This is a genomic window from Sphingobacterium alimentarium (assembly GCF_004342685.1).
GTDB lineage: Bacteria > Bacteroidota > Bacteroidia > Sphingobacteriales > Sphingobacteriaceae > Sphingobacterium > Sphingobacterium alimentarium.
Window position 1 is genome coordinate 54,720 of record NZ_SMBZ01000003.1, and the last position, 16,506, is coordinate 71,225.

At 38.5% G+C, this 16,506-nt stretch carries 19 protein-coding genes; 12 read left to right on the plus strand and 7 right to left on the minus strand.

Annotated features, from left to right (window positions below; translation table 11 throughout):
• Positions 1-114 precede the first annotated feature (114 nt).
• Positions 115-639, plus strand: a complete 525-nt coding sequence (locus EDC17_RS02035) for a hypothetical protein (protein ID WP_132776394.1) — start codon at positions 115-117, stop codon at positions 637-639.
• A gap of 77 nt (positions 640-716) precedes the next feature.
• On the plus strand, positions 717-1,310 hold the full coding sequence (locus EDC17_RS02040; RefSeq protein WP_132776396.1) for an LURP-one-related/scramblase family protein: 594 nt from the start codon (positions 717-719) through the stop codon (positions 1,308-1,310).
• Here the strand turns inward: EDC17_RS02040 and EDC17_RS02045 are convergent.
• From EDC17_RS02045 to EDC17_RS02055, 3 genes are read right to left on the minus strand one after another with little or no spacing between them, the layout of a single operon-like run.
• On the minus strand, positions 1,307-1,831 hold the full coding sequence (locus tag EDC17_RS02045; protein WP_132776397.1) for a GNAT family N-acetyltransferase: 525 nt from the start codon (positions 1,829-1,831) through the stop codon (positions 1,307-1,309). The two genes, EDC17_RS02040 and EDC17_RS02045, sit on opposite strands and share 4 nt — an antisense overlap.
• Positions 1,832-1,835: 4 nt before the next feature.
• Entirely contained in the window at positions 1,836-2,675 is an 840-nt protein-coding gene (locus tag EDC17_RS02050) for a prephenate dehydrogenase (protein ID WP_132776399.1), read from the minus strand.
• 18 nt (positions 2,676-2,693) lie between these two features.
• Positions 2,694-3,854 (minus strand): pyridoxal phosphate-dependent aminotransferase, encoded by a 1,161-nt coding sequence (locus EDC17_RS02055; RefSeq protein ID WP_132776401.1) that lies wholly within the window; start codon positions 3,852-3,854, stop codon positions 2,694-2,696.
• A gap of 187 nt (positions 3,855-4,041) precedes the next feature.
• On the opposite strand from EDC17_RS02055, the gene EDC17_RS02060 reads away from it, so the two are divergent.
• The 4 genes from EDC17_RS02060 (at position 4,042) to EDC17_RS02075 (ending at position 8,554) form a co-directional block, all read left to right on the plus strand.
• Positions 4,042-5,880 carry an ABC transporter ATP-binding protein gene (locus EDC17_RS02060; RefSeq protein ID WP_132776403.1) on the plus strand — a complete coding sequence of 613 codons (1,839 nt, stop codon included), beginning with the start codon at positions 4,042-4,044 and terminating at the stop codon, positions 5,878-5,880.
• Positions 5,881-6,024: 144 nt separating this feature from the next.
• Positions 6,025-7,173, plus strand: a complete 1,149-nt coding sequence (mqnE, locus tag EDC17_RS02065; RefSeq protein ID WP_394343340.1) for an aminofutalosine synthase MqnE — start codon at positions 6,025-6,027, stop codon at positions 7,171-7,173.
• Positions 7,174-7,184: 11 nt separating this feature from the next.
• On the plus strand, positions 7,185-7,811 hold the full coding sequence (locus tag EDC17_RS02070) for a histidine phosphatase family protein (protein WP_132776407.1): 627 nt from the start codon (positions 7,185-7,187) through the stop codon (positions 7,809-7,811).
• Positions 7,808-8,554 (plus strand): menaquinone biosynthetic enzyme MqnA/MqnD family protein, encoded by a 747-nt coding sequence (locus EDC17_RS02075; protein WP_132776409.1) that lies wholly within the window; start codon positions 7,808-7,810, stop codon positions 8,552-8,554. Before EDC17_RS02070 ends, EDC17_RS02075 begins: the two co-directional genes overlap by 4 nt.
• 20 nt (positions 8,555-8,574) lie before the next feature.
• Here the strand turns inward: EDC17_RS02075 and EDC17_RS02080 are convergent, their stop codons facing one another.
• Both EDC17_RS02080 and EDC17_RS02085 read right to left on the minus strand, forming a co-directional pair.
• Positions 8,575-8,820 (minus strand): hypothetical protein, encoded by a 246-nt coding sequence (locus tag EDC17_RS02080; protein ID WP_132776411.1) that lies wholly within the window; start codon positions 8,818-8,820, stop codon positions 8,575-8,577.
• Positions 8,789-9,679: a universal stress protein gene (locus EDC17_RS02085; protein WP_132776413.1), complete on the minus strand. Its 891-nt coding sequence runs from the start codon at positions 9,677-9,679 to the stop codon at positions 8,789-8,791. The genes EDC17_RS02080 and EDC17_RS02085 overlap by 32 nt, the downstream gene beginning before the upstream one ends.
• 136 nt (positions 9,680-9,815) lie before the next feature.
• Between EDC17_RS02085 and EDC17_RS02090 the strand changes: the two genes are divergently transcribed.
• Positions 9,816-10,493, plus strand: a complete 678-nt coding sequence (locus EDC17_RS02090; RefSeq protein ID WP_243645965.1) for an RNA polymerase sigma factor — start codon at positions 9,816-9,818, stop codon at positions 10,491-10,493.
• 10 nt (positions 10,494-10,503) lie between these two features.
• Positions 10,504-11,829 carry a hypothetical protein gene (locus EDC17_RS02095; RefSeq protein WP_132776415.1) on the plus strand — a complete coding sequence of 442 codons (1,326 nt, stop codon included), beginning with the start codon at positions 10,504-10,506 and terminating at the stop codon, positions 11,827-11,829.
• 13 nt (positions 11,830-11,842) lie between these two features.
• Here the strand turns inward: EDC17_RS02095 and EDC17_RS02100 are convergent, their stop codons facing one another.
• Together EDC17_RS02100 and EDC17_RS02105 are read right to left on the minus strand one after the other, a co-directional pair.
• The gene (locus tag EDC17_RS02100) at positions 11,843-12,454 is read right to left on the minus strand and encodes an HAD family hydrolase (RefSeq protein WP_132776417.1); all 612 of its coding nucleotides are present in this window, start codon (positions 12,452-12,454) and stop codon (positions 11,843-11,845) included.
• 51 nt (positions 12,455-12,505) lie between these two features.
• Positions 12,506-13,705 carry a proline dehydrogenase family protein gene (locus EDC17_RS02105; protein WP_132776419.1) on the minus strand — a complete coding sequence of 400 codons (1,200 nt, stop codon included), beginning with the start codon at positions 13,703-13,705 and terminating at the stop codon, positions 12,506-12,508.
• Positions 13,706-13,806: 101 nt separating this feature from the next.
• On the opposite strand from EDC17_RS02105, the gene EDC17_RS02110 reads away from it, so the two are divergent.
• From EDC17_RS02110 to EDC17_RS02125, 4 genes are read left to right on the plus strand one after another with little or no spacing between them, the layout of a single operon-like run.
• Positions 13,807-14,013, plus strand: coding sequence for an RNA-binding S4 domain-containing protein (locus EDC17_RS02110; protein WP_132776421.1), 207 nt, complete (start codon positions 13,807-13,809; stop codon positions 14,011-14,013).
• A 48-nt stretch (positions 14,014-14,061) separates the two neighbouring features.
• Positions 14,062-15,129 carry a 3-dehydroquinate synthase gene (aroB, locus tag EDC17_RS02115; protein ID WP_132776423.1) on the plus strand — a complete coding sequence of 356 codons (1,068 nt, stop codon included), beginning with the start codon at positions 14,062-14,064 and terminating at the stop codon, positions 15,127-15,129.
• A 6-nt stretch (positions 15,130-15,135) separates the two neighbouring features.
• The gene (locus EDC17_RS02120; protein WP_132776425.1) at positions 15,136-15,855 is read left to right on the plus strand and encodes a ThuA domain-containing protein; all 720 of its coding nucleotides are present in this window, start codon (positions 15,136-15,138) and stop codon (positions 15,853-15,855) included.
• Positions 15,856-15,868: 13 nt separating this feature from the next.
• Complete coding sequence (locus EDC17_RS02125) at positions 15,869-16,270, plus strand: NUDIX hydrolase (protein ID WP_165894350.1); 402 nt, start codon at positions 15,869-15,871, stop codon at positions 16,268-16,270.
• Positions 16,271-16,506 lie beyond the last annotated feature (236 nt).

Below are 16,506 nucleotides of genomic sequence, written 5' to 3' on the forward strand. Positions count from 1 at the left end.
TTCTTAATAATTGATTTGGTAACCAAATATACTATTTTAAGTTAAAAATTCACAGCTTTATACAATATTTTATTGAATGATTGTATATATTTTAAAATGTTTAGTTTTGTAGCTATGAACAATACAAGAAAAAAGACGAAGAACGAAGTTGCGCCACCAAGACCAGTAGAGACTTATTTCCAAAATTTGGACCTTGCATATCAAGACAATAAAGGGATATACGCATTATTTTTGACTTTGGCTTTCTTTGGTGTGATGGGTATAGTTTGGATGATTCCATTTCCACAACTCGATTTCCTCAAACGAATGAATGCACAGACTTTTTTAAATTGGGGATCATTCTATATTGCGATTATTATCTATCTATACCTCAAGTTGGCTCCGACCTTGTCTTACGCCATGTTATTTACAATAGGAATTATGAGTTTCTTCATCGTCCGTCTAGAATATGTAGAGCGTGATGGAGGACCTGCTGTGCTATTAGTTTGTTCTATTCTGGCTGCAGTTGGCTTGATCGGATTATTGATATACAGTCAAAAAGGAAAATATAGTACCACGCAACATTTCTGGCAATTGCTGACGGTTGGTCCAATATGGCTATGGTCAAAGGTCTTCGATAAATTGAAAATAAAATATTAATAAACTATAGCTTTAAAAAATCCCGAACAATAAAATGTTCGGGATTTTTTCTAAATTGGAGTTTGTAAAATCAAATTATGAGCAAATACAATTATCCTTTAGATTTCAAGTTTAAGATAGGTACACTATCCAATGATTTTGAAGCCAAAGATGCCTTAGGCAATACGCTTTTTTATGTCCGCGAAAAGATTCTGACATGGCGGGATCAAATGAAGGTGTATAGTGATAGTTCGAAAAGTGAGCTATTATACGAAATGAAATCGAACCGGTTAATTGATTTTCAGCAGACTTTTACCATCACCGACGCTGCTAATAATGTAATAGGAAAGGTGCGTCGCAAAAGTATTCGATCTTTGTGGAAATCGACTTTTAAACTAGTCAATGCGGATGACGAGCATGATTATACGATACAGGAGAAAAATGCCTTTGTAAAAATGTGGGATGGTATATTTGGTGAAATTCCAATTATAGGAATGCTTTCAGGCTATGTATTCAACCCTTCGTATATTTTGTCCAATAATGCCGGTGAGGCTTTGTTTGAATTGAAAAAAGAGCCCTCTTTTTTTGGTCGCAAATTTAAGGTAGAAAAATTGACATCTTCTGATATAGAGGAGGAGCGATTGGTTTTGAGCCTAGCGCTTATGGTATTGGTAGAGCGAGATAGAGGTTAGACAACTTCCTTATAATATTGTGATTTGTGAATTACAAATTCTAACTGCATACTGGTAGGACTCAAGCTATTTGGATAGGAATTTTCCAATTGGGCGCCAATTTTGGCTAATGCCTGTTGGGAACGGATGTTTTTATCACCAACATGGAATATCACTTTATCAACGAATTGGAAGGCATAGTCCAGCATAATTTTTTTGATCGATTGATTGTATATTCCACCCCAATACGAAGTATCCAAAAAAGTGTAGCCGATAGCTACACTTTTTTGTTTGATGTCATATTCATAAAATGATGTAGCACCGATAACATCATTTAAACGTTTATCCATAATCAAAAAGGGACAATCTGTCGCCATTAATTTGCCGAAGTAAGTTGAAAATCCTTCCGATGTATAGCGGCTTGAATACGGATGCTGCGCCCAAATTTCTGGGTTTGATCCCACCGCATACAGTTTCTCAAAATCCTTTTGACTCAAGAATTTTAAAGAAACCAATTCGTTTTCTAATTCGACAAATTGCACGGTATTACTTTATGATTCTTTTGATCTTATTGGATTTTTTGATGAGTTTATATAATCCCTCATAATCTTCCTTTTCCAATTTGTCATGCAACTTTTGCAATTGCTTGATGTGTTCCTCCAAGACTTCCAGTACGTTTTCTCTATTTTGCTTGAAGATGGGTGTCCACATTTCAGGAGAAGACTTCGCTAAGCGTACAGTAGACTCAAATCCTGAACCGGCTAATTCGAATATTCGACCCTGCGATTTTTCTTTCTCTAATACGGTCAAAGCCAGTGCAAAGGAAGTCAAATGCGAAATATGAGACACATATGCGGTATGCATATCATGCTCTTCAGCATTCATAAACAAAGACTTCATCTCCAACAAATCTGTCAGCGCATCAGCCAGGTCAAAAGCATCCTCATCCGATTTGAAGGCTTCTACATAAACCATGTTTTTGCCTTTGAATAGATTTGGAACAGCAGCTTCCGGTCCTGAATACTCCGTACCGGCCATAGGATGTGCCGCTACATAGCGACCGCGTTTGGGATGGTCTGCTATCTGTTGTAGAATATTGATCTTAGTAGACCCCATATCGATGATTATCTGATCGGTAATCCGGTCTAAAATATAAGGCGTGAGTTGCATGATCGCATCCACAGGTGTGGTCAGAATGATGATTTTGGAGGTCGCAATAGCTTCATGCAAATCCATAATTTCATCCACCAAGTTCATTTGCAAAGCTTTCTTTTGGTTGATTTCACTTTTGTCTACGCCAATGACTTTCTCTGCAAAATTCGTTTCTTTCAGTCGGATAGCAATAGAACCACCTATCAAACCTATTCCGACAATAGCTATATTCATATTTAAGATAATTACTATTTATAAATTTTCCGTGAGGCGTGTAATCGCCTTGTCCAAAGTATCTTGATTCGCACAAAGACTGATTCGTATAAATTGCTCTCCAGCAGTTCCAAAGATACCACCAGGTGTAATAAATACTTTAGCATCATATAGGACTTTATCACTCAACGCATAACAATCCGAATATGTCGACGGAATCTGAGCCCAGACGAATAACCCCACCTGATCCAGACTATATTGACAATCTAGCAAATCCATTATTTCGAATACTTTCTTACGTCGTTCAGCATATTCTTCATTGAGCTGGGTGTACCATGACTTGTCTAAATTCAAGGCTTTAGCGGCAGCCAACTGTAAGGGCAGAAACATACCTGAATCCATATTGCTTTTGAAGCGCAATATTTCTCCAATTCTCGTTTCATTAGCTATCAGCATGCCGATGCGCCATCCCGCCATATTCGAAGATTTGCTCAGCGAATTTAATTCTATTGCCGTATCAAGAGCACCTTCTACCGACATGATGCTTTCTGGAGAATCATTCAGAATGAAACTGTATGGATTATCGTGACATATTAATATAGTATGTTTCTTCCCAAATGCAATCACACGCTCAAAAAAAGCTTTATTTGCCAAAGCACCAGTAGGCATATGCGGATAATTGATCCACATCAATTTGACTTTCGAAAGGTCCAGCTTTTCCAGTTCATTAAAGTCCAACAACCAATTATTATCCGCTGAAAGCGTATACGGAATTGCCGTAGCACCTGTAATCCGTACGGCACTGCTATAGGCAGGATATCCCGGGTTAGGAATCAGTACTTCATCGCCTTCTTGCAGGTAGGTCATACAGATATGCACAATGCCCTCTTTAGACCCGATCAAAGGTAAGATTTGCGAATTGGGATCCAAATGTACCTGATAATAACGCGCATACCAATCTGCCATCGCCTGCCGTAAGACAGGAGCCCCTTTGTAGTTCTGATAGCCATGCGTATTGGGCAAAGCAGCCTGTGCATGAAGTTCCTTAATTACATCCGGATGCGGAGGCAGATCAGGACTTCCAATACCTAGATTGATTACCTGAGCACCAGCCTTATTCATCTCATCGATCTCCCGCAACTTCTTGGAAAAGTAATATTCTTCTGTATGTTGTAACCTTTTTGCTACTTGAATTTCCATCTAAAATATATTTGGTGCTAAATTTATAAAAACTTACGGTGTTTGTTGAATTAATCTATAATAAAAGTGGACAATATTGTGTTTTTTGTAGAATATCAAAGGTGTGCAACTTTTTGTATGTAAATTTCTAGAATCAATTATTTCACGGTCATTTTTAGTACTTTTGCTTTTACTGAGAAATTATTGAATGAAAACATACTTTAGACTATTATCTTTTGCCAAGCCGATTGAGAAATATGCTATTCCTTATATAATTTGCACATTTATCACTGTTATTTTCGGTACATTAAATTTAGCTTTGCTCGTACCACTTCTTCAGGTGTTATTCAAAGGGACTGGCGATGTCGATCTACAAGCGCCCGCAGCCATCACCAAACCAGAGAGTTGGTTGGATTTCGGTGACTGGTTTACGTATTATGCCGATCGGTTGTATTTTGATTTGGGGCCTTATGAGGCTTTGAAATATGTTTGTATTGTTATAATCACATCGGTTTTTATCAGCAATTTGTTCCGTTATTTTTCACAACGAATAATGGAAAATCTTCGTATCCATACCTTATTGAATCTTCGCAAAGCCGTATTTAATAATGTGATGAATTTGCATATGGGATATTTTTCCAATCAACGCAAAGGGGACATTATCTCTAAGATTGCATCCGATGTTCAAGTTGTACAGTTCTCTGTTACAGCAACATTACAAGTTATATTTAAAGAGCCACTTCAACTAATTGCATATATTGTTGTGCTTTTTTCCTTATCGGCAAAGCTGACTTTGTTTTCTATGCTCGTAATTCCAGTCTCTGCTTTTGTGATTTCACGCATAGTGAAGAAACTAAAATCCCAAGCCAAAGAAGGACAAGAGTCATACGGAAAAATGATTTCCTATTTGGATGAGGCATTGTCGGGAGTGAAAATAGTAAAAGCTTTTAATGCGGCGGATTTTGTCAAAAACCGTTTTAACAATGAAAGCTCGCATTATTCCAAAGTTATGCGTCGCATGGTGCGCAGGCAACAGATGGGTTCGCCCGTTTCCGAACTTCTAGGTGTAGCGATGGTAGCCATTATCTTGCTCTATGGCGGTAATTTGGTATTGAATGGTGAAGGCGACCTTACTGCTTCTCAATTTATAGGTTATATTGCAATATTTTCACAAGTAATGCGTCCCGCGAAAGCTTTGACAGATTCTTTCTCTAATGTACATAATGGTATTGCTGCAGGTGAGCGTGTTCTCGAACTGATTGACGAGAAAAATCTTGTCGAAGACATCGAAAATGCCGAAAAAGTATCAACCTTCCAGTCGGCTATCTCATTTGAAAATGTAAATTTTGCGTATGGCGACAAACAGATTCTGAATGATATAAACCTCAATATCGAAAAGGGACAAACTGTAGCATTGGTAGGACCATCTGGTGGCGGAAAGTCTACTTTAGTAGACCTTATCCCTAGATTTATGGATGTTACAGGAGGAGAAATTCTTTTTGATGGTAAGAATATCAAGACATTAAATCAGGATTCTCTACGTGCATTGATCGGTACCGTGAATCAAGAATCTATTCTTTTTAACGACACCATTTTTAATAATATTGCTTTTGGCCTTGAGCATGCTACACAACCAGAAGTAGAAGCTGCAGCCAAAATTGCAAACGCGCACGAATTTATTGAAAAAACACCTGAAGGCTACCAAACCAATATTGGTGATCGAGGTTCAAAACTATCCGGAGGACAGCGCCAACGTATTTGTATTGCGCGCGCCGTATTGAAAAATCCACCCATTATGCTGTTGGACGAAGCCACATCGGCATTAGACACCGAGTCCGAACGATTGGTACAAGACGCTCTTTATAAACTGATGGAAAATAGAACGACTGTAGTGATTGCCCATCGTTTGAGCACCATTCAGAATGCAGACAAAATCGTCGTTCTTGACGCCGGTCGAATTGTGGAAGTAGGTTCGCATAGTCAATTAATAAATCATAATGGATTGTATAAGAGATTGATCGATATGCAACAATTTGTGGAGGCTTAATCCATGGACAAAAACGAGGTTATTAATTTTATAATTACTCCTTATATTTAGGTAAAGAGTAATTGTTTTTGATATATTTGAGTAAGAAGGGAGTAATATATGAACGCTGAGAAAAAGCTAACTTTTTTAATAAACAACCCAACAATGCATGTTGATTTAAAAAGAATAGCTGAGAAAGTACTTGCAGAAGAACGAATCACCTTTGATGAAGGTGTGCTATTATACGAAAAAGGAGACCTCAATTATCTAGGTGTATTAGCGAATTATATCCGTGAGAAAAAGCATGGACATTATACCTATTTCAACCGTAATTTTCATATCGAGCCGACCAATGTCTGTGTCTATGATTGCAAATTCTGTTCGTATTCACGTATGATAAAACAACGTGAAGAAGGATGGGAGATGGACGTAGATGGCATGATGGATATTGTCAAGAAATATGATAACGAGCCTGTCACAGAAGTACACATTACCGGGGGGGTGGTACCGAAGCAGAATTTAGATTTCTATGCTGAATTTTTCAAGCGTTGTAAAGCTCATCGTCCTGATCTTCATATCAAAGGACTGACTCCAGTAGAGTATTACTATATATTCAAGAAGGCAAAGCTGTCACATTATGATGGTCTGAAATACTTGAAAGAATGTGGCTTGGATTCTATGCCTGGTGGAGGTGCTGAAATATTTCATCCAGAAATAAGAGAGCAAATCGCACATGATAAATGTACTGCAGAGCAGTGGTTGGATATTCACGAGCAAGCGCACAAATTGGGCATGCATACCAATGCGACGATGTTGTACGGTCATATTGAACAGTTTTGGCATCGTGTGGACCATATGGAACGATTACGTCAGTTGCAAGATAAGACAGGAGGCTTCCAGACTTTCATTCCACTGAAATTCAGAAATAAGGACAACCAAATGGCTCATGTACCTGAAGTATCTGTGATTGAAGATTTAAGAAATTATGCCATTGCAAGGATATATATGGACAATTTCCCACATATAAAAGCCTATTGGGCCATGATATCTCGTGATACGGCACAATTATCGCTTGCCTATGGTGTCAATGACATAGATGGTACGTTGGATGATACAACCAAAATCTACTCCATGGCAGGAGCGGAGGAGCAAAATCCGGCAATGACGACCCAAGAATTAGTAGAATTGATTCGTCATGTAGGGAGACATCCTATAGAGCGTGACACCTTATATAATGTCATTACAGACTACAAAGATGTTATTTTTGAGGAAGATAAGGCAAAGAAATATTATGCTTTGCCGGTAGTGAACTAGAAAAAAAAAGAATGGCGATAAAGACATTTTATTTTATAAGACACGGACAGACAGATTTAAATCTTAAAGGAATAGTACAAGGTAGAGGCGTGAATACGCCTTTAAACTTGAATGGACGAAAGCAAGCCGATGCTTTTTTCGAAGCCTACAAGCATGTTCCTTTTGACAAAATATATACTTCCACTTTGCTGCGCACGCATCAGACTGTCGAGCGTTTTGAAAAGGAATTGGGCATCGCACGTGAGGAGCTAATTGGCTTGGATGAGATTAGTTGGGGTATTTATGAAGGGCAAGTACAGGACGAGACTATTTTGAAAGGTTTTCAAGAGGTGGTCACCTCTTGGCGAAATAACGAACTGGATTTAAGCATTGAAAATGGTGAGTCACCAAATGAACTAGTAAAAAGACAGAAAGAAGCTATTGCTCATATGCTAGAGCAAACGGATGAAGAAACCGTTCTTGTCTGTATGCATGGCCGTGCCCTACGCATCTTACTATGTCACTTGACAGATGTACCGGTTTGTCAAATGGATGATTTTCCCCATACCAATACTTCCTTATACGTTCTCACCTACGAGGATGGTAAATTTGAAATTAAAGATTATTACAATACAACGCATTTAGAGGGGTTGGAATGAGAAAAATAAAAGTATCAGCGGTAAGTTATACTAACACATTACCATTTTTGCAAGGTGTAAGAGCATCCCAAAAACTCTTAGATCAAATTGAATTAACAGTGGACGTTCCCTCGGAATGTGCCCGTAAAGTGATTCAGAACGAGGCAGACTTAGGTATCATTCCTGTTGCTGCATTGTCCCGCTTGAACGATTATCATATCGTTACAGATTATTGTATTGGTTCGGATGGCGCAGTGGATTCTGTATTTATTTTTTCCAACAAACCCATTGAACAGATAAAAACTCTACGACTAGACCATCAATCCCGCACATCCAACGGATTAGCAAGAATACTTCTGCAATACTATTGGAAACGTGAAGTGACAGTGATTATGGAGGGAGATGCTGACGCGTATGTATTGATAGGAGATCGCACCTTCGGACAAAAAAACACTATGCCTTATGTGTATGATCTAGGTGATATTTGGAAAAAATTCACAGGTCTTCCATTTGCTTACGCAGTCTGGGTTGCCAATAAAAAGTTGCCCGAAGAATTTATTACTGATTTCAATACCGCACTAGGCGATGGCGTCTCGCATCCCACGGATGTGATTGTAGGATTGAAACCGTATCCAAATTTTGATTATGCGGTATACTTAACCGAGTTCTTGGATTTTAATTTGGATACCAAGAAAAGAGAAGCTATTGCTAAGTATCTCGAATTGTATAAAACCTTAGAAGAAATAGATTTTAAAGGTGTTTAAGCCTTTAAAATCTATTCTTTCTATTTCAGAATAATAATATCCTTGCTCTGCAATAAATTCTTGTATGTCACTTTGGATTCATCTTTCAGAAAATCAAGGTGAGCAGGAGCAGGAAGTACCACCTTTATTTCTTTATTTCCCAATGGGATGAAAAATAGAGCGCCTTGCTCATTCATTTTTTCATCGATCAACATTGTATATTTAACTACAGCAGCGTCCAGCATTTGCTGTGCCTTAAGTTTTTCTTGTATGATTTGAATATTCATTTTCTACCGCAAGATTACGCTCATGAAAAACGAAGATAGGGATTTCTGCATGAAATGTCAGTTTTTGTGATAAACTCGAGCTCATTAGGCGTTCGAAAAAGTTTCTATTGCGGCGTACTATTGCCAATACATCCAGCTTATTTTCGTGAATATATGTATTGACCGTTTGTTCCACAGAGTTCTCTTTTTCCAAGAATTCAAAACTCATGTTCTTGTCTTTAAAATGCTTAGACCATTTTTCCGAATGCAACAATACATCGGCAGGGCTTACGCTATCATCTTTGACATGGATACAGTGTACGCCTGCGCCTACTAGTGTGCCGATATCCATAATTTGCTCCAAAGCATCAAGGTCTTTGTCCTTGAAGATTGTTGTAAAGCCGATTTTCTTTATCGATGAGTACCTCGCATGGCGAGGAATAGCAAGAATTGGGAGAGTCACATTGCGAATCACTAATGAGGTGTTACTTCCCATAAATTGATTAGATGCCCCTGCACCATGTACTCCCATGACCACCACGCTGATTTCGTACTCGGCAATTACTTTTTTTACTGTGCTGAGTACCGTACCAGGTTCAAAGAGAAAATGTACATGAGTGGTATCCAATTGTTGTTGTGCAGCTTCAACTAATAGTTGTTGGTTTTTCCGTTGCGTATATTCATGTTTTGATGCCTCAATTTCTTGATACACCGAGGTCAGCATTTCTGGTTGTCCGGCATGTCCCGATGATAATATTGGTGGCAAATAAGAGTATAGCACATATAGCTTTACACCAAACTTGTTGGCTAAATTCAAAGCATAAAAAAAAGCATTGTTGGCGTATTCGGAATAATCAGTAGGTAATAGAATGTTTCGCATAATACCCTCCTCTTTATACTTAAATATACAAAAAGTAAAAGGCAATAGCAATGTGCCGACTCCAGTATTTATTGTTTTATAGCGTGTAGCGAAGTCAGTGGACTTACCGTTATAATAGGGTAAGGAATAAAGATACGTGGTTATCAATAATAATTCTTTAATTTTAGAAGTAGAAAACAGACAAAGTTCAGCTACACGCGTGAGTATAGTTTCCAGATATTTCAATAGGAATAGTCCACTGACCCTAAGGTCAGCGCTGGAAGATTGCCTCGTGCAACAGTCTGACCGCAGTCAATCATTTCTATACAAGCGATTTTACGGATACATGATGGCAGTATCCTTACGCTATGTAAAAAATGAAATGGAGGCGGAAGACGTGGTAAATGAAAGTTTTGTAAAAGTTTTCGGCAAGCTATCTAACTTTCAAATATTAGAGGATGAAACAGCCTTAGAAAAATCTTTTAAGGGCTGGATAGCGCGAATCACCGTCAATACATCTATCGACAAGTTGCGGGCGCAGAAAGCTACCGTTGATATAGACGACATCAACGAAATAGACATACAGCATACCCCCGTATCGATTTCCACGAATTTAGCAGTAGATGATATCATGCAGTTAATGAATAAATTGCCCGATATCCAAAGTGCCATTTTCAATCTGTATGAGATCGAAGGATACTCACACGAAGAAATAAGCAAACAATTGAATATTCCCGATAGCACAAGTCGGACCTATCTCACACGAGCTAAAGCCCGATTGCGTACATTATATCAGGAACAATTTGAAGGTTTAAATAAAATAAAAGTAGGATAATATCTGCCATATGAGTAATAGAGATTTAATAGAAGATATTAAAGCAAAACTAAAAGAATCGCAAGAGCTTCCTTATCGCGAAGGTGCTTGGGAAAGGTTTGCGGCTCAGCAAGGCGAAAAGAAACGGCCCACGGTCATTATATTTAAGCGTTTGGCGTCAATAGCCGCTATGGGCTTGGCAGTCTTGGGTGCGTCTATGTATTTGTATAATTTGAGAAACACTTCTCAAACGCAATCAATCGAACTGGCGCAATCCTCAAATAAAGAAAACGTAAATAATGTGCCTGCCGAACAAGATTTACTACACAATCCTACTGTGGTATCACCTGATGCTTCTCAATTAACAAATTCTACAACGCTAGCTTATGAGGCTGGAGTCAATTTACAACAGCAGGATCAACTTGGATCTTTATCCCCTGTAGAATACATTCATGCATCCGAAATTACACCTACATTAACACGTGATTTGTATACATTAGCTGATGTATCTATCGTGAATACGCATATGCAACAGCTTCCAATTTATACTTTGGAAACTCCAATAAATACAATTCAGGCACCTTCGGCTATGACATTGGCGCACCAAGTGACACAAAGTGCAGTAAATACCGATGTAGATAAACTGAAACAATCCACACGTATGTCTTTGGGCGATAAATTCCAATTGGGACTATATGTATCTCCTCACCGTACCTCCGACCAATTTGATGTGGGCGCAGGATTTTTGGTGTCTTATGCCATCACCAAGAATATAAGCATCCGTACAGGTACTTCTTACAATTCCTATTCGGTAGGTGTATTGAAGGATCCAATGGAAACCGCCAACGCGGAGATGATTAGTGTTTCTAATGCGTCCGCCAAAGAAAATATGTTTGCGGATTATTCAAAATTAAATACGCAAATGATACTTCCTAATATCAATGCCGTCATGGGCAAAGTGGAGGCGTTAGAGATTCCGCTGGAAGTATCTTATCAATTAAAGAAAGGTTTTTATACTTCTGCAGGTGTTTCTTATTCGGCTATTATCAGCCAAGAGCGGGAAGCACAATACATTGATCATGGAGGTGTGATAAATTTGCAAGAGAATGCTTCCTTAATTCCAGGCGCCGCTCAAAAGGTAAATAAAGTGGAAACCAAAACCGTAAAATCTTTGCAGAATAATGTGAACCCGAATGGTTTTAGTGGTTTTGCTAATTTCTCCATGGGTAAAAAGGTGAATGTCAACAATAAGATGACTTTATCGTTGGAACCCTTTGTAAAAGTGCCTATTGGACAGTTTCGTAAATCCGATCTGGACTATACGAATAGCGGAATAAGGATTATTACCACCTTCTAAAGCGGAATATTCCCTAAACTTGATCTATTCTTACCCAGCCCATTCCTGCTAGTATAGCACCTTGGACACCAGGGTCGCCGTCTTCAAATACCAGACAATTCTCAGGTGCTACATGAAGTTCCTCTGCACACAATAAGAATGGTGCGGGCGAAGGTTTTCCTTGTAAAGTATCTCCAGCGCATACCATTGCCTCATATTTACCGTTGACACCAATGACTTCGAGCGTAATATTAAGCGTAGAACGGCTACCTCCAGAGACAATACCTATTTTCTTCTTCCCAACATTATGAAACAGAACTTGTCTTACGTATTCGATGGGTTGCGTGTCACGAATAAATTGCTCAATAAAAATTTGTGATTTGCGTTTCGCATAGATTTCTACATCAAATTCTACATGATAGCGCTTACAAATTTCACGTGCGACGGCTATGGTAGGCCAGCCTGCGGTTTCATCAATTAAATCCGGATCGAGATCCACGCCATATTCTTTTGAAACACTGACATAAGCAGCTTTGTGCGCATGTATATTGTCGGCAAGTGTTCCATCTACATCAAATAATAATGCTTCGTAGGATTCGGCTATAGCTAATAATTTTTCGAATTTGATTGCGGTAAGGGTATCCATGTAAATCGGTAGAAATCTATTAAATAAATAATGGCTGTAAATATACAGCCATTATCTTTGTTTTTTTAATGATTTGCGTCGTTGTTTTTCTTTAATTATCAATCCGAGTTCACGCCCTGTTTGCCCAGCTGCGGAAGAGTTTTCTTGCGCTCTTCGAAACAAATACGGCATTACAGCTTTTACCGGACCATAAGGCATATATTTAGCCACATTATATCCCGCGGCACCTAGGTTGAAAGAAAGATTATCTGACATTCCCAATAATTGTGCAAAGAATACATGCGGATGATTATGCGGAATACCTCGTTTGTCCATCTCTGTAGCTAATAATAGGCAGCTTTGATCATTGTGTGTTCCTGCCATTACACCTATACGATCGATGTGATTCAGACAGAAGTCAATCGCCGCATTATAGTCTGCGTCTGCCGCCGCTTTGTTAGGCTGAATAGGAGAAGGATAGCCTTGCTCAGCAGCACGTTCACGCTCAATCTCCATATAAGCACCTCTTACTATTTTTGCGCCAAGGAAGAAACCCTGCTGCTCAGCATATAACAAATCAGCTTTGAGAGAAGCTAATTTGTCGTGACGATACAATTGATAGGTGTTATATACAATAGGTCTTTCTTTATTGTAACGCTCCATCAGCTCACGTGCTATGTCATCAATGGTATCCTGAATCCAAGAGTGTTCGGCATCGACTAATACAGGAATGCCGGCCTCATAGCAAGCTTTACAAATGGCATCGCAGCGATTTAACACTTTAGCAAATTCTGCTTTTTCATCTGCTGTAAGCGCTTGTTTGGCATCCAATTTTGCTAATAGATCGAATCTTCCGACACCAGTAGGCTTGAATACGCAGAAAGATATCAATTTATTGGTTTTGGCATAAGCGACACTCGCTAATACTTCTTGGCAACATGCATCAAAACTTTCTTCCGACTCTTCACCTTCAACAGAGTAATCCAAAATAGTAGTGACGTTCCCTTTTCCCAATTCGGCGATTGCATGAGCACAACCTTCAATAGTTTCTCCACCACAAAATTGTTTGTAAATCGTGTTACGGATTATTCCTTGAATTGGAAGTCCGATATTCAACGAAAAAGTGGTAATAGGAGTTCCTATTTTGATTAATCCACTAGAAGCTACCATCTTGAATAGCCAATACGCTCTTTCAAGGTCTTTGTCGCTCTTATTTTTGAATGCTATTTCGGTATTTTCAAAATTCAATACGGTGTCTTTCGATGTCATCATCTGTATGTCTTAATACTACAAAAGTACTCTATAATTAATGTATTTTGAATTTTTTATTATGATGTGGATAGAATTGGTATATTTTTGGTTTATTTTTGTTTATGCAAACATTCAAACTAGAAGGAGAATTTATCCATATGATTCAATTATTAAAGGCGATGAATCTAGTGGAGCACGGAAGTATGGCGCAACGTGTAGTTGAAGAAGGATTAGTGACTTACAACGGTGTCGTGGATTATCGTAAAAGACTAAAAGTCCGCAAAGGAGATATCGTCGAATTCGAGGGGACGAAAATCCAAATCATTTAATATTATTGCTATCTTTACACGTATACATCACTATCACATATTAATAACATGCAACCCATACAGAGCTTAGGTTACAAAGTATATTTTGAAGAAAATTTAGACTCTCTTTTACCATTTATTGAAGAGCGCGGCTATTCGCAGGTTTTGGTATTTGTAGATAGAAATACAAATGACCACTGTCTGCCCGTTTTACAAAATGCTATCCCCGAATTAGTTCACTACGATATTATTGAGGTGGATCCCGGAGAAGAGAATAAAAACATAGACTTCTGTATTGGCGTATGGAAGACCATGCTAGATTTTGGTGCGGACCGCAAGGCTTTGCTGATTAATCTAGGTGGTGGCGTAGTGACCGACATGGGGGGATTTGCAGCCTCTACATTCAAAAGAGGAATTGATTTTATTCAAATCCCTACTACGTTGTTAGCGCAGGTAGATGCCTCCGTAGGCGGAAAGACCGGTATTGACCTGGATAATGTCAAAAACATCATCGGCACTTTCACTCAACCACAAGCGGTATTTATCAGTACTCAGTTTTTGCAGACATTAGAAGACCGTCAGTTGGTTTCTGGATTTGCAGAAGTAATCAAACATGGCTTGATTCAGGATAAATCCCTGTATGAAACGTGTAAATCTGTGGAATTAGAAAATATTTCGGCGGACTTGATTTATCAATCTGTACAGATCAAAAATAATGTAATCACTCAAGACCCTACGGAAAAAGGTCTTCGCAAGATCTTAAATTTCGGACATACAATCGGACATGCTATAGAAGGATATTCCCTGTATCATGACAGCGACCCTTTGCTACATGGCGAAGCTATTGCAATTGGGATGATATGCGAAGCGTGGTTGTCGCACAAATTAATGGGCTTATCTGAGCAAGAGTTAAACGATATTACACGGACATTTCTGGCAAGATTTCCATCATACAGATTCTCCAATGAGCAGTATGATGTATTTATTGAATTGATGAAAAATGACAAGAAGAATGAAGACAATAAAATTGGATTTGCTCTTCTTCAAGAAATTGGGAACTGTACATTTAATGTGTATGTAGAAGTAGAAGACATTAAATATGCTTTAGATTACTACATGCAAATAACTAAAAAATAACAGATTATGACACAACGCTGCTCTTTACTATTGTTCTTTCTTTTGATGGCGCTTATCAGTTTTGGACAAGCTAGCAAATCGGTTTTGATATTTTCGAAAACGGCTGGCTTCAGACATCAAAGTATTCCAAAGGGAGTAGCGACTGTTTCTAAACTGTTAGCAGAACACAACATCAATTTTGTGCACACCGAAGATGCGATTTACTTCAGTGCCGACAGTCTGAAAAATTTTGACGCAGTTATATTCCTGAATACCACGGGAGATATTTTGAATAATCAGCAGAAGGCAGCCTTCAAAAAATTTATTCAATCGGGTAAAGGGTATGTTGGAATACATGCCGCTTCGGATACCGAATACAATTGGCCTTGGTATGGGGCCTTAGTTGGAGGCTATTTTTCAAGCCATCCCGCTGTTCAGGAGGCACACATGGAAGTCGTCAACCGTACGCATCCTTCCACTGCGCACTTGCCGCATACTTGGATTCATCGCGATGAATGGTATGATTTCAAAGATGTCAAATCTGGCCTTCATATTTTAATGATGCTGGACGAGACAACTTACGAGGGAGGAAAGATGGGGAAATTTCATCCCATAGCCTGGTTTCAATCCTTTGATGGCGGTCGTTCATTCTATACGGGACTTGGCCATACAGATGAATCTTACGACTCCGAATTATTTCAAAAACATATTATCGGCGGAGTACACTACGTTCTTAGAATCAAGTAACAGACAGCACATTATGTCAAAAATAATTATTGCCTCGGCACTTTTGTTGAACGAGCAAAAAGACTTATTGGTCGTTAGAAAACATAATTCCAAATTCTATATGCTTCCAGGAGGAAAAGTGGAACATCAAGAGAGTCACCTTCAAACATTGATCCGCGAATTACAGGAGGAACTTGGGCTTCAATTTGACGCGACGGATTTTAACTATTTGGGTCAGCACGAAACTACTGCTGTTAATGAAAAAGATACAGTGGTGCAGGGTAATATCTTTCTGCTCAATAAGACTTTAAGAAATTTGCCCACTGCACATGCGGAATTAGCAGAAGTACGCTTTATTTCTAAATCCGAGCATCAAAACTTTCAATTAGCGCATCTTCTCAAAGAATTTGCCCTACCAATATGGATGGATTTATAATCAATTATTATCAATATATTACACAAATCCTTGATTTTAAGATCAATTACATGTAGCCTTTTCGCTACAAGTTAAACTATTAACATAAATGTATTAAATTGTTTTAGCGAGAAAACATTATACTTGTATAAGGAATAGATATGATAAATGTAATTGGGTTCGAGTATAAACACACTAACTATTTATTTATACGAGTAATAGTTCTTCAGCGAAAAGCGGAAGAGCTATTTCATTTT